The sequence below is a fragment of the Riemerella anatipestifer genome (assembly GCF_009663465.1).
Classification (GTDB): Bacteria; Bacteroidota; Bacteroidia; order Flavobacteriales; family Weeksellaceae; genus Riemerella; species Riemerella anatipestifer_C.
This window is the reverse complement of the sequence record NZ_QXHU01000001.1, coordinates 346,302-360,502: the sequence shown is the minus strand read 5'-3', so window position 1 is coordinate 360,502 and position 14,201 is coordinate 346,302. Positions and strand designations below refer to the sequence as shown.

The 14,201-nt window shown below is 34.8% G+C and carries 13 protein-coding genes; 7 read left to right on the top strand and 6 right to left on the bottom strand.

The features are described 5' to 3' along the window. Positions 1-165: 165 nt before the first annotated feature. The 6 genes from D1003_RS01590 to D1003_RS01565 all read right to left on the bottom strand — a co-directional run bounded on the left by D1003_RS01590 (position 166) and on the right by D1003_RS01565 (position 6,657). The gene (locus D1003_RS01590) at positions 166-1,467 is read right to left on the bottom strand and encodes a glycosyl transferase family 1 (protein WP_153935452.1); all 1,302 of its coding nucleotides are present in this window, start codon (positions 1,465-1,467) and stop codon (positions 166-168) included. Next, on the bottom strand, positions 1,454-3,979 hold the full coding sequence (locus tag D1003_RS01585; RefSeq protein WP_153935451.1) for a YfhO family protein: 2,526 nt from the start codon (positions 3,977-3,979) through the stop codon (positions 1,454-1,456). Before D1003_RS01585 ends, D1003_RS01590 begins: the two co-directional genes overlap by 14 nt. 25 nt (positions 3,980-4,004) lie before the next feature. Beyond that, positions 4,005-4,226: a hypothetical protein gene (locus D1003_RS01580; RefSeq protein WP_153935450.1), complete on the bottom strand. Its 222-nt coding sequence runs from the start codon at positions 4,224-4,226 to the stop codon at positions 4,005-4,007. Positions 4,227-4,317: 91 nt separating this feature from the next. Beyond that, the gene (locus D1003_RS01575; protein ID WP_153935449.1) at positions 4,318-5,367 is read right to left on the bottom strand and encodes a DUF6263 family protein; all 1,050 of its coding nucleotides are present in this window, start codon (positions 5,365-5,367) and stop codon (positions 4,318-4,320) included. A 38-nt stretch (positions 5,368-5,405) separates the two neighbouring features. Next, positions 5,406-6,182: a 23S rRNA (guanosine(2251)-2'-O)-methyltransferase RlmB gene (gene rlmB / locus D1003_RS01570; protein ID WP_153935448.1), complete on the bottom strand. Its 777-nt coding sequence runs from the start codon at positions 6,180-6,182 to the stop codon at positions 5,406-5,408. A gap of 10 nt (positions 6,183-6,192) precedes the next feature. After that, positions 6,193-6,657, bottom strand: coding sequence for a DinB family protein (locus tag D1003_RS01565; RefSeq protein ID WP_079206331.1), 465 nt, complete (start codon positions 6,655-6,657; stop codon positions 6,193-6,195). A 215-nt stretch (positions 6,658-6,872) separates the two neighbouring features. On the opposite strand from D1003_RS01565, the gene D1003_RS01560 reads away from it, so the two are divergent. The 7 genes from D1003_RS01560 to D1003_RS01530 are packed head-to-tail and all read left to right on the top strand — an operon-like array spanning position 6,873 to position 14,164. Beyond that, positions 6,873-7,877, top strand: a complete 1,005-nt coding sequence (locus D1003_RS01560; protein WP_153935447.1) for a MoxR family ATPase — start codon at positions 6,873-6,875, stop codon at positions 7,875-7,877. Between the two features lie 29 nt (positions 7,878-7,906). Then, the gene (locus tag D1003_RS01555; protein WP_153935446.1) at positions 7,907-8,770 is read left to right on the top strand and encodes a DUF58 domain-containing protein; all 864 of its coding nucleotides are present in this window, start codon (positions 7,907-7,909) and stop codon (positions 8,768-8,770) included. Next, positions 8,767-9,669, top strand: a complete 903-nt coding sequence (locus D1003_RS01550) for a BatD family protein (RefSeq protein ID WP_153935445.1) — start codon at positions 8,767-8,769, stop codon at positions 9,667-9,669. Before D1003_RS01555 ends, D1003_RS01550 begins: the two co-directional genes overlap by 4 nt. After that, the gene (locus D1003_RS01545) at positions 9,662-10,654 is read left to right on the top strand and encodes a VWA domain-containing protein (RefSeq protein ID WP_153935444.1); all 993 of its coding nucleotides are present in this window, start codon (positions 9,662-9,664) and stop codon (positions 10,652-10,654) included. Before D1003_RS01550 ends, D1003_RS01545 begins: the two co-directional genes overlap by 8 nt. Before the next feature lie 24 nt (positions 10,655-10,678). Beyond that, positions 10,679-11,686, top strand: a complete 1,008-nt coding sequence (locus D1003_RS01540) for a VWA domain-containing protein (RefSeq protein WP_052910383.1) — start codon at positions 10,679-10,681, stop codon at positions 11,684-11,686. Positions 11,687-11,708: 22 nt separating this feature from the next. Continuing rightward, positions 11,709-12,470, top strand: coding sequence for a tetratricopeptide repeat protein (locus D1003_RS01535; protein ID WP_260393270.1), 762 nt, complete (start codon positions 11,709-11,711; stop codon positions 12,468-12,470). Between the two features lie 5 nt (positions 12,471-12,475). Beyond that, positions 12,476-14,164, top strand: a complete 1,689-nt coding sequence (locus D1003_RS01530) for a BatD family protein (protein ID WP_260393268.1) — start codon at positions 12,476-12,478, stop codon at positions 14,162-14,164. The last annotated feature ends 37 nt before the right edge of the window (positions 14,165-14,201 follow it).

Here is a 14,201-nt window from a genome sequence, read left to right as displayed (position 1 = left end):
AGTAATATAATAGAACGCATAGGCACGGTATTATTTGCACGCATACACGATTATTTGGAACAGCCAAATAGTAGGGACACTTTTTTATACTTAGTTATATGTGGTTAGAGGCAAATGTATAAGCTATTTTTTAGATATGCAAATTTTAGGAGTTTGTTTTTTCTTTCAGAGGATACCATTATCCAATAGTTTTGCTAAAGATTGGGCTAAATTTTTTCTAGAAAAAGCAGAAATATCTTGTGGAGCTTTAGTAAAATCGGTTTGCTTCCAAAGTTGGTATTGCTGTAATAAATACTGCTTTAGAGAGGCTTGGTCTTGGTAAGAAAAATGTTTGCCTGTTTGGGTTTCTTCTAATATCTTCTCTACATCAGCTTGGGCAGGTCCAAAGGAAATAATGGTATTTCCAGAAGCCAGATACTCAAATATTTTACCAGGGATAATCCCTTTAGAGCTCTCTTGTGGGAAGTTGGTTATCAGAAGTAGCGTAGAATGATGCATCTCTTCCACGGCTTTATGGTGTGGGAGGTATCCTAAATCGTTAATGTGGTTTTTAAGGGGCATATGCTCCCAACTTTCGGAGATTTTGGTATCAATTCTACCCACCAATTTTAGCTCAAAGTCGGCTTTAAAATCGGTAGATTCATTAAGTAGTTCATTTAGCGTTTCCCATAGTATTTCAGGGTTTCGCAGTTGTTCTAGTACCCCAATATAGCTTAATGTAAACTTGGTTTTGGGCTTTCTTTCGGTGGTATTGAGGGCTTCAGAATCGTAACCATTGGTAATACACACTGCATTTGCCCCTTTTTCTCTAAAGTTTTTGGCATCAGTATAGCTGGTAGCAAGGGTAATATCCGCATGATTAAATACCTTCTGTTCCAGTTCCCGATGTTTTCTATCGGCTATTTTGGAGAGTTTAAGGTGTTTGTAGTAGGATATTTCTGTCCAAGGGTCACGGAAATCGGCAATCCATTTTAATTTTGGGAACTCTTTCTTGAGTTTAAGCCCAATTAAATGCAGGGAATGTGGTGGTCCTGTAGTTACTAAAGTATCAAAATGATGTTCCTCCAAATACTTTTTTAGAAACTTCACTGAAGGATTTACCCAAAATACCCTAGCATCAGGAATGAAAAAATTTCCTCTTATCCAAATAGAAAGTTTGGATTTCCAACTTTGATTGTTTCCAATATCAAACTGCCCTGTTTTAAATTTTTTGTTGTTTTTGTTGAGTTTTTCGGCAATTTGGTAAGGCTCCCAGATTTTTGTTTTTATAATATCAATGTCCGTTGGTACTTCCTTTAATAGGCTGTTGTCTAATAAAGGATAGCTTGGATTTTCTGGAACAAATAAGGTAGGTTGCCACCCAAACTCTGGGAGGTATTTGGCGAATTTGAGCCATCGTTGCACCCCTGGACCTCCTGCGGGAGGCCAGTAATAAGAGATGATGAGTATTTTTTTAGGCTGTGGCATTCTGCTCTTTGTAGAGTTTTAAAATTCCTAAGATACTTAGTAAGATGAATACTCCAAAAGCACCATAAGACCACAGTTTACCTTTGTGCAGAACTTCAGGCTCAAAAACCATTTTGATGGTATGATTTCCTGCAGGAACATAAACGGCTCTAAGAAGGTAGTTTGCCTTTATATAAGGAACTTCTTGATTGTCCACAAACATTTTCCAACCTTTTGGGTAGTAAATTTCGGAGATTACTGCAAGTTGAGGGGTTTTAGACTGGCTCTTAAGCTGTATTTCGTTTGGCTGATATTGGGTAAGCTGGATATAGGCGGTACTGTCAGGCTGAATATTTTTGCCATTGAAGTAGCTTTTGTCTTCGGTGCTTACCACGGCTGTTCTTTTGTTATCTATTGTGCCGATGGCCTTGATTTCCTCGTTAGGCGTATTAGCCCATAAAATGTTGGAAACAAACCAAGCGTTGCCATTAGCATCAGGGTTAGGGTAGGCTTGTGGATTATCTGCACTACCTACCACAAAATACTTAGCATTGAGCATATTCAGTATTTTTGGTAATGCTACGGTGTCTTGTTTGCTAAAATATTCGTTGATTAAATCATCATATCTTCTCAGTTTAGCGGCACTATAACCTCCGATAGAGGCTTTGAAATAAGAAGTATTGGTTTCGCCAAAAGTTCCTAAAGTATTATTGAAAATACGATAATGACTTTTATCTTTTTCGGCTAGAGTTTCCAAAGTCTTATTGATGTTCACTTGAGAAAGGAGCCCTTGTATGTAAGGATTGTCTCCAGCCTTTCCTATAAGATAGTCGTTATTTTCTGTTTGGAAAGGGTTTTCTGCGAAGGTTTTATCTACAAAATTACTGCTGTTAAGATAACGCTGATTTACTGTCCATAAATCAAATAAACTTACCAAACCAATGATAACTAAAGCGATATTTTGAGATAATTTTTCCTTTAAACTAAGCCAAAGCACTATCGCGGTAATGCCTACATATAACATTGCTTTTATAGCATCTGCTCGGAAAAACTGCCATCTTTCGTCTTGTAGATAGTTGAGTAGATAGGGCGGGAGATAGGTCTTTTCGGTATCATTGTAAAAGTCTAAAAGAGATTTGCCTCCTACGAGTAAAATTACCGTAAATCCGAGCACAGAAGCAGTGGTATAGATGAGATACTTTTGTTTTAACTTTTTGGAAAGACTTTGATTTTTAAGAAACTGATACAAACCTAAAATCCCAATGAGCGGAAATAAAAGTTCTACCACAACTAGGATAGAAGATGGTGCTCTAAATTTGTTATAAAGCGGAATATATTCTATAAAAAAGTCGGTAAGTGGCATAAAATGATGCCCCCAAGCCAACATAATCGTGAGAATAGACGCTCCCAAAATCCAATATTTGTATTTTTTTCCAGCAAACACAAATCCCAATACTGCAAGGAAACAAACTACTGCCCCCTGATAAGCAGGTCCAGAAGTCATAGGTTGCTCTCCCCAATAGGTAGGACTGCTAAGCCCTCTGATGATATTATTAACCTCCTCTTGTGAAGTCGCATTCTCTTGTACAAGTTCTTGGATACGCCCCATCATTCGTTCCGAGTCTTTTTCTTGGCTTCCGCCTCCCATAAGTCTAGGAATAAATAGGTTGAGTGTTTCTAGCTTTCCGTAACTCCACATGGTAATACTTTCTTTATCCATACCAGACTTTTCAGTATTGCCTTTTTCGGTGTTTAGAATTTGCTTTCCTCTTACAGTTTCCTTAACATATTCGGCATTTGCCATAAGCCTTTGGGCATTCATACCTACCCCTAGAGCAATAGCAAGGGCTAGTACACCCGAAGAAATACCGAAGTGTTTCCAAGTGGTATTGCCTTTAATGGCTCTAACAAGTTCTGAAATAAACAAAAATCCTAATGCTATAAACAGGTAGTAAGTCATTTGGATATGATTCGCTGCTATCTGTAACCCCATAAATAAAGCGGTAACAATGAATCCTAAAATGTACTTTTTCCTGATGTACACTAATAGAATACCAGCGAGTAAAGGTGCAAAATAGGCTACAGTGTGTACTTTACCATTATGACCAGCAGCGATGATAATGTAAAAATAAGTAGATAGCCCAAAAAACGAAGCTCCAAGTAAAGCGTATTTCCAATTTCTCACGGCTACCATACCCAGTAGGAAAAATCCTGAAAATAACAAAAACAAATAATTGGCTGGTTTAGGAAGGAAGTTTAAGATATTATCCACCTGTTTTATAAGGTCACCTCTAAACTGTGCACCTGTTTGGTAGGTTGGCATTCCGCCAAACATCGCATCGCTCCAATAGGTTTCGGTGCCATATTTAGCTCTATAATCCAATAGCTCTTTTGCACCGCCTTTGTAGTGTACAATATCGGGTTGCATAAGCTGTTTACCAGAGATAATAGGATTGGCATAAAGTACCGCAATTAGCACAAAAATAACCAAACTGCCAATGATAAAAATGAGGTTTTTGTTTTTCAGATTCATATCACTTCGTGAGTTTTGTAGCGTATTATTCCTTTATTTCTTCATAATCTACGGTTTCGGCTTCCCATTTTATGTTACTCTTTTTGGAAGTACTTTTTTGCCGAGATTGACTTTGAGATTGTGATTGATTTTGAGCCTTCTGATGAGGAAAATAATTATAGAATTTGTTAAAGAATAATCGTTTTAGGATATTCCATACAAAAAATATAATAATAGTAGTCAAAATTATCTTTAAAATAAATTGCATAATTTGTTATAAATAATACGGTTTTAAAGAGTTTTAAAAAATCAAAATACACCTATACTAAAGTAATAGAGTAGGTGTACTTATAATATGATTAAGGATTAAGCGTAATGCTAGACTGTGTGGTCTGCGTCATCGTTTGGCTTTGTTTACCATCGGATAAACTTTCCTTTTGAGTAGTGGTCATATTTTGTTTAGACGAAAGAATCCAACCTGTGTTGGCATCTAAAATAATTTTACCATTTTGAGAACCTTCTACACTAATGCTGTGAGTAATACCCTCTTGTTTTTTAGAATCAGATTTTTTTGGAATGCCGCCTTTTATGCTTACTTCTGCCTTTCCATCGGCTACTTTTTCCAGTTTGTAAGTAGTACTGATTTTCAGTTTTCCGTCAGGTGTTAAATTATCGGTTTCTGTCCAAGTTTCGCCTATTTTTACCCCTTTTTTAGGCAGAATGTTAAGGCTTTGAGTAAATTGTTCTTTAAACATTTTCTCATTAAACCCTTGCTTGAAACCGCCCATAAACTGTTTTCTTTCCTTGGTATCTTTGATAAGGCTAGTGATGTTTTGTTCCACTTTTTTATAAACTGCATCAAATCCCGAAATGGAAATAACATTCCCCTTTTCGTCCATTTTCATTTGGAGTTTGTTGCCAGAAAGAGCTTTGTTTACCGTCCACATACCTTTTAGTTGCTCCTCTTTTGGTGCTGCTTGTTTGGTATCAACGACTACTGTTTTTCCTTGAGAAGAAGATTTATTAACTTTTCCCACGAGGTTTACCGTAATATCGTAAGTGCCATTAACAAAATCGTTTACGGTAAAAGTAATTTCATCGGTCATTTCTTGTGTACCACTAATGCTTTTTCCAGAAGGGTCTTTTACAGTAGTGATGTCTTTTTGAAAAGAAGTTAAAGGGTAGGTTTTACCTTTTTCTAGTTTAAAAGATAAAGAGTATACCCCAGCAGAATCAGTGATGGCAGGTTTTACCTCAGGAATTTTAGCTCCTTCTTCCTGTGGAGTATCCACTGTAATAGTTTCAGCTTTACCTGTTTCTTTATTGATAACCACTTTGGTTTCTTTGTCTTTTTTACAAGATGTTAATGCGAATGCAACGATGCTAAGTGCAATTATTTTTTTAATCATTTTAAATATTTCAAATTTTAGTTGTGTTATTTTAATTTTTAAAGTCCCATTCTCTGTCTTACCACTTCGTACAAGATAGCTCCACAAGCTACGGACACATTTAGGGATTGAGTTTTACCTTCTATTGGTAGTTTTATTTTTTCGTCAGAATGGTGAAGAACTTCTTTGGAGATGCCTTTTTCCTCGTTTCCCATTACTAGGGCAAAAGGAATTTTAAAATCTACATCATAAATTAGTTGTTCTGCTTTTTCGGTTGCAGAAAATACAGAAACACCCGACTGTTGAAGGAAATCTACGGTGTGTGCTAGATTTTTTTCTTTACATATTTTAACATTGTATAGTGCCCCAGCAGAAGTTTTAATAGCATCTGAATTGATGGGAGCTGCACCTTTCTCTGGAATGATGATGGCATCTACGCCTACACATTCTGCAGTTCTACAAATGGCTCCGAAGTTTCTAACATCAGTTAGCCTGTCCAAAATGACTAAAAAAGGCGTTTTACCTTGTTCAAATATTTCAGGGAGTACCGCTTCTATACTATAGAAAGGAATGTCTGAAATAAAAGCCACCACGCCTTGATGATTTTTTCTCGTAAAACGGTTGAGTTTTTCTATGGGTACATAGTTAGGACGGATTTTATGCTTTGCTAAAAGTGTTTTGAGTTCCGCATAAATACTCCCTTGTAATCCATTTTGTAAGAATACTTTATCTATGGTTTTGCCAGCCTCTATGGCTTCTATTACAGGTCTTAAACCGAAGATAAAATCCTCTTTTTTATCGTTGTTTTTTTTGTGCGATGTATAATCTTGCTTCATTTTTTATTATTTAATCAATCATCAATGCTCTTTTCTGTGCTAATATATAGCCGTAGTGCATACCTTCGTGTAAGTTGTTGAATATAATGGCTTCTTTGATACTTTTAATATCTATCCCAAAACTAGTAGAATATGGTGAATAGTCCGAAAATAAACCATTATCATAGTCTTTCATTAAAATTTTGGAGGTTTCCGATAGTAAAAATCCTAAATCTTCCACTTCAGAATCCTTTACATCTAAGTTTGGGAGTGTTCCTTTTTTGTATCGTTCTATCCAGTAAGAGTCTATACGAAAAGGGTTGCCACTAAGATAGTAATGCAACAACTGTTGAGTGGCTACACAATGAGCAATATTCCAATAGATATTATTATTAAATCCATCAGGGATCATGAGCAACTGCTCCAGAGGAGTACTTTGCAGGACATCTAACAGATTTTTTCTGACAGCTTTATGGTTTGAAAAATGATAGTTCATTTCAACTTTATTAAAAAGATATTTAATCCTCAAAAATAGTTTAATTAGTTGAAAATGCCAAAGTTTTAGAATAAATTAACTATTTTCTAGGGAGAGGTTGGTTAAGTACGATGAATAAAGGATTTAATTTAACAAACTTTAACACAAATTTAGCTTAATTTATTTTGAAAATATTCTCGAATTATTGCACTTTTACCAAATATTTTTGAATAAAAATGGCAGAATTACATCAAGCGGAAGAAATAAAGATTTTAAGTGAACAGATTCAAGTTCAGAACTATCATTTTAAGCTCTTAAAAGAAGAAATGGGGAAGGTGGTTATAGGGCAATCTTATATGGTGGATAGATTGCTAGTAGGGCTTTTGGGTAATGGGCATATCCTTTTAGAAGGCGTGCCAGGCTTGGCAAAAACTTTGGCTATAAAAACACTTTCGGAAGCCTTACAAGGGCAGTTTTCAAGAATACAGTTTACGCCAGACCTTCTACCTGCAGATGTGGTAGGTACAATGATTTATAATGTTAAAGAGAATGATTTTTTTATAAAGAAAGGTCCCGTGTTTGCTAATTTTGTGTTGGCTGATGAGATTAACCGTGCTCCAGCAAAGGTGCAATCGGCACTATTGGAAGTGATGCAAGAAAAGCAGGTAACTATAGGTGATGAAACATTACAGTTGCCAAAACTATTTCTTGTAATGGCAACGCAAAACCCTATTGACCAAGAAGGAACTTACCTTTTACCAGAGGCACAAACCGACCGTTTTATGTTAAAGTGTAAAATAGAATATCCTGAATTTGAGGACGAAAGAGCGGTAATGAGAATGGTATCCACATCGGATATTCCTAAAGTGACTCCAGTGGTATCTTTGGAGCAAATTTCAGAAGCAAAACAGCTTATTAATAAAATCTATCTAGACGAAAAAATAGAGAAATATATTTTGGATATGGTCTTTGCAACTCGTTTTCCTGAGCGTTATGGCTTATCCGATTTAAAAGATTATATTAGTTTTGGTGTGTCTCCTAGGGCATCTATTAGTTTAGCGGTGGCATCTCGTGCGATAGCTTTTATTAAAGGAAGAGCTTTCGTGATTCCAGAAGATGTTAAAGAAATTGCAAAAGATGTTTTAAGACACCGAATTGGACTTAGCTTTGAAGCTGAAGCCGAAAACATCACTACAGATGAAATTATAGATAGAGTTTTAGCTAGAGTTCAAGCTCCATAAAACTTATTTTATTTGATACAGAAAAATAGATGCAAGTAAAAGACATCATAAAGAAAGTTAAACAGATAGAAATTCGCACCAAAAAAAGGACAGATGTGGCACTTATGGGGCAGTATCATAGTGCTTTTAGGGGACAAGGAATGGCTTTTTCTGAGGTGAGGCAATATCAGTTTGGAGATGATATTAGAAGGATTGACTGGAATAAAACGGCTCGTTTCAAAGAACCTTTTGTTAAGGTAATGGAGGAAGAAAGAGAGCTTACCATTATGCTATTGGTAGATATTTCTGCGTCTATGGATTATGGAACAAAGGTTCAGCTAAAGAAAGAATTTGTAGCAGAGATTTGTGCTAGTTTGGGATTTTCGGCGGTGGGGAATAATGATAAGGTAGGTGTGGTACTTTTTGCAGATAAAGTATATAAAGTCATTCCTCCACAGAAAGGTAGGAAGCATATTTTAGCTATTTTGAGTCAAATTTTATCAGTAGATTATGTACCTGCAAAATCTAATATAGATGTGGCTTTAGAATATGTGATGAATGTTTTTAAGAAGAAATCGTTTTTGTTTTTGTTGTCTGATTTTAATGATGAGATAGATGAGAAAACATTAAAAGTAGCTTCAAGAAAGCATCAACTATTAGGAATAAGGGTGGCAGATGATAAGGATAACGAAATTCCAGATGTAGGATATGTGTTTTTTCAAGATATAGAAACGGGAGAAAATATCTGGGTGAACACTTCTAACCGAAGATTTAGATATCATTTTGCTGAAGAGCAGAAGCAGAATTTAAAAAAGATGAAAGAAACGTTTGATAAAAGTTCTGCTCATTTCATAGACCTTAAAACAGGAGCTGATTACACGCGAGCATTATATCAATACTTCCAAAGGAGATGAAACTAAGAATAATTTATACATATATAGCAGTATTTCTTTTACAGTGCTTTGGAGCTCAAACACTTTCCTCTAGTCTTACAAAAAATAAAGTAGGAATGGGAGAGCCTACGGTGCTTAAAATAACAATCAATGGTCTTCAAGGGAAAGATGTAGTATCTGCTCCTAAAAATGAGTTGTTACCTTTTCATTTTGAGGAAATTAAAGATGATATAGATAAGAAAGAAGACCAATACACGAGGTTGATAGAGTTTGCTATTTTTGAGGAAGGAACTTTTAAGATTCCACCTTTAGAATTTAAAATTGGAGGGCAGGTACAAACAACGATACCTTATGAAATACAAGTTGTAAATACGGCTCAACAAGGAGATGAGGTAAAGGATATTATGAATAATAAGCAGGTAGAGCTTGGGGTAAGAGATTATTGGGAGCTGTATAAATATTATGTGTTGGGTATTTTAGGTTTTTTAGCATTGGTATTTCTGATAGTATTCTTTGTTAAATATGGAAGAAAAAAATCAGCGGAAGCTAAATTACCAACTAATAAAACCCTGAAGGCACTAGAATTATTAAAGAAGAAAAAGTATATTCAGTCGGGTAATTACAGAAGTTTCTATGTGGAACTTATAGAGATTAGCAGAACTTTTTTACAAGAGCAGTACCATATTCCTGCAGAAGTTTTACTAACAGATGATTTATTGGCTTTAATGAAAGAAGACTCTAAAATATCCATAGAAAACGAAAAAGTGATAGAGGAAGTCTTTTTGAGAGGAGATTTGGTGAAGTTTGCTAAAACCATTCCTGATGTAGATTTAATGGAAACCGACTATCAGAAAATAGTGGATTTTGTGAAGCGTTCATATCAAGATATAGAATTTGAAAACTTAAGGAAAGATGTTTAATTTTGAGTTTTATAGTCCTTGGTTTTTATTACTTTTTTTAGGTTTTATACCTCTTATTTTTAGAGATTTAAGTTATAAGAAAAGAAAAGGGGTTGCTGTATCTTCTACTAAGAATATGCAAGTGATTTCTTATTTTGGAGCGGTATTATGGCTGCTTAGAGTTTCTAAATATATTATTCTTTCGGCTCTTATTTTGGCAATAGCAAGACCTAGGACTTTCAGTATTTCGGAAGATAGAGATGAGACTAAAGGTATGGATATTGTGCTTTCTATAGATGTGTCGTTGAGTATGTTGGCTAAAGATTTAGAACCTGATAGACTAACGGCTCTCAAAGAGATTGCAAGGACTTTCATTAAGCAAAGAACTACGGATAGGATAGGCTTGGTAGAATATTCTGGAGAGGCGTTGATGAGAGTGCCTTTAACTTCGGACCATAGGGTAGTAGAGGAAGAATTGATGAGCTTTAACCCAATGGATTTGGAAGGTGGAACTAATATCGGCGATGGTTTGGCAGTGGCTGTTAGCCATTTAAGAAAATCTAAAGCAAAGTCTAAAATCATTATTTTGATGACAGATGGTGTAAATACCATAGATAATGCGATGTCTCCACTAACAGCAGCAGAATTGGCACGAAATAATGATATTAAAGTCTATACTATAGGTATTGGGAGTAATGGTCTGGCACTAATGCCTACACAACAAGATATTTTTGGTAATTTGGTGTTTACAGAGGAGCAGGTGAAAATAGATGAATATCTTCTGCGAGATGTAGCTCAAATTACAGAGGGTAAGTATTTTAGAGCGACCTCTAATGAGAGCTTAAGGCAGATTTACGAAGAAATAGACACTTTAGAAAAATCTAATATTAAAACCTCTAAAATTTACAATTATCAAGAGTATTTCAGATGGCTTTTATGGATAGCATTGGTAACTTTAGTTTTAGATGCTTTGTTGAGATGGAGGGTGTTTAGAGTATTAAATTAACAAGAGAAACTTTATGTTATAGTGATGGATTGGTATTTGGGTAATTATTGGTATGCATTACTGATGCTTTTGTTACCATTATTGGGGTATCTTTTGTTTCGTTATTTAAAATGGAAAGAAAGGGTTAGAAGCTATTTTGCAGATGAACGTTTTCGGAGTGTATTATTTGAAAAAACAAAATGGTATCCTAAGTTTTTTTTGGTAATGTATTTTTGTGCGTTTTTGTTTTTAATTTTTGCGATGATGGATTTAATAGGTGGTAAAGAAGAAATTAAAGTACAGCAAAAAATGAATAATGTGATGTTTCTTGTAGATGTTTCCAACTCTATGAATGCTCAAGATGTTGCTCCAGATAGGCTTTCGTTAGCGAAAAATATTGTAATATCATCTATGCAAAAAATGACTAATGATAGAGTAGGGTTAGCCGTTTTTGCGGGAGAGGCGTTTTCTGTAATGCCATTAACTACGGATTATTTGGCGGCAGAATCCTTCGTTTCTGGATTAGAAACTTCGGCAGTGTCTACACAAGGGACGGATTTCTATAAAGCAATGCAGGTGGCGGTTTCTAAATTTAAGGCGGTTTCTAAGGGTTCTGGTAGAATAGTATTGATAAGTGATGGTGAAGATAACGAAGGCAATGAAGCCGCAGCGATAAAAGAAGCTCAATCTAATGGAATACAAGTTATTACCGTAGGTGTAGGTACAGAAGAAGGAGCTCCAATTCCCGAATATATTTTTGGGCAGTTGATGGGGTATAAGTCTAGTCTAATGGGAGAAACGGTGATTTCTAAAAGACAAACTCAGGCTTTAATAAATATTTCTGAAAAGACAGGAGGTGTTTATATTGATGGTAACCATATAGATAAAGCGGTTGATGGGATTTTAGAAAATCTTAAAAAGCAATCTTCCACAACAGAAAGTTTTGTGAAATCTCAAACAGGAGTACATTACTATCAATACTTTTTGGCGGCGGCTTTGCTCTTATTTTTTATCATTTATTTAACAAATCCTAAGCGAGATTTTAACATTTAAAATCGTTATTTTTGCATAGTAAATGACTAGGAATCTATTTATTAGTTTTTGTTTAACTTTCTTTTGTATCTGTATCTTGCAAGGGCAGGGTAGCTATAATGCTTTGTCCTATAAGGGAAATAGAGAATATGATTCTAAAAACTATGATAAAGCCTCGTCTTACTTCTTAGAGGCTATTAAAAAGAAGCAGGATTTTGGAGGTTATTATAATTTAGGCAATACTTTGTATAAGAGAGAAATGTATTCTGAAGCAAAGGCAGAATATCAGAAAGCCTTATCTCTAGCAAAAACTAAGGAAGATAAAATGGCTGCTCTGTACAACTTAGGCAATGCAGAAATGAAGGCTCAAAATTATGATAAAGCCGCTGAATTTTATAAGAAAGCTTTACAACAAGACCCTTACAATGAGTCTATAAGAAAGAATTATAATATTTCTAAGTTAAAACAAAAGGAGAAGAAGCAATCAAAATCAAATAATAAATCTCAAAATCAAAATTCGGAGCAAGATAAATCACAAGATAATCAGCAAAAAAAATCTGAACAAGAGTCGCCTCAAAATTCAGATAAAAATAAAGACGGTGGAGCTAATGAGAAAGATAAAGGTCAGGGTACAGGGCAGTCACCTAAACCTGATAATAACAGCTCTGAAAACAAAAGAGGAATGTCTAAGGAAGAAGAAAATAGAATTATGCAACGCTTGGAAAGTAAAGAGAGAGAGGCTGCAAGAAGAATTCTTAATAAAAATTCATACATAGACCCCAAAAGTAATGAAAAGGATTGGTAGCTATAATGCGTAAGGAGTTTTGGAGTATATTACTATTCTTACTGTCCGTAAAATTGTACGGGCAAGTCTCTTTTTACGCAGAAACGAATACCAAGGAAGTTAAAGCAAATGAGCCTGTATTATTTACAATAATGCTAGAGCTTAATGGCAACGAATATAGGCAAGAATCTCTCATAAGATTGCCTGATCTTTCAAAGTTTGAAGTTTTGAGTGATGGCTCCTCCAGAAATACTTTTTTAGACCCTGATAAAAATATTATGGTAGACCAAATTGTTTATCAAATATTGATAGTGCCTAAAAAAATAGGGAAATTAAAGATTGGAAGTGCTTTAGTAACTGTAAATGGGAAAATATATAAAACAGAGCCGTTTGAAGTATCTGTAACGGGAAGAGAGGCATTGAGTAATAATAAAATTTCCGATGATATTCAACTAAAACTACAGGTTAAAAGTCACTCTGTTTATCAGCATCAAGGAGCGGTGGTAGAACTCAAAGCGTATGCTAAGAATATAGACTATTTTCAAAGAATCCATGATATTAAACTTCCAAAAGACGGAACAAATAGATTCTATCTCGTATCAGGGAAATCAGACGATATAGAACCGTTAGAGGGTAATATCCTTTTATCTCAAGTGTTGGGAGTATATGTGATATTTCCTGAAAAGTCAGGTCAGTTAGAACTTCCTAAAATTTCTGCCAAGGTAGTGGGAACAGGGAAAGATGAGATTGTTTATTCTAACTCAAAAAATTCTATAAGGGTTAAGCCTTTACCAAAAGATGCGCCTACAGGGTTCAAGAATGCAGTTGGACAGTTTGAAATAGAATCTGATAGTGTTGTAAAAGGGGTAAAAAAGGGAGTACCGTTTTATTTTACGGTGCGTTTAAAAGGGGTAGGGAATTTGGATAAATTGCAATTACCTTCGCTTGTGCCTAGCAAAGATTACAAGGTTTATCCTCCAAAAATTACAAAAAATGTAGCTGTTACCCAGCACGGAATGAAGGGGAGTTTAGTGGCTAAATATTTGGTAGTGCCTAATGTACTTGGTGATATAAAATTGGAGTTGGAGCCTTTGGCTTATTTTGACCCTAAAAAAGAATCTTATCACACATTAGAACTTAATGAAGTGAATATATTGGTGGCTTCTGACAGTTTAGATAAAGCGAAAACTAATACTTTGGATAAAGTAATAGATAATACCAATTATGTTTTAGAAACGGTACAATTACCTAAAATTAAAAATGAAACTTTTAAAAATTCTGCAAATACCAGATGGTATTTTCTAGGAGGATTACTATTGTTAAGTAGCTTTTGGGGCGTTTTTTTATTGAGTAAACGACTAAAGAAGAAAGGCAATACGGCTGATATAAAATCAGATTTGAAAGTCCAACATTACAGTATAATTGATTTTGAAGATGATTATAGAGTCTTACGAGAGTCTTTAGAGCATAAAAACTATCTAATGTTTTTTGAGACGTTTGATAAAATGAAGGTGAAAGTTCAGCAATATTTTAATACGGATAGTATCAATGTTCAATCTGTGATAGAAGAAAAGAAAGGTTACTTTATATCCGAAGAATATCGACAATTGATTTCAAATATAGAGATAGAAAAGTATGCTCCTGTGAAAGACGAAGAGCAACTAAATGAACTGTATTACAAAATCATCAATTTACATAATAAAATGATGGTATAATCATTTTTTATTCCTATTTTTGTGCCTAAAAATGTAA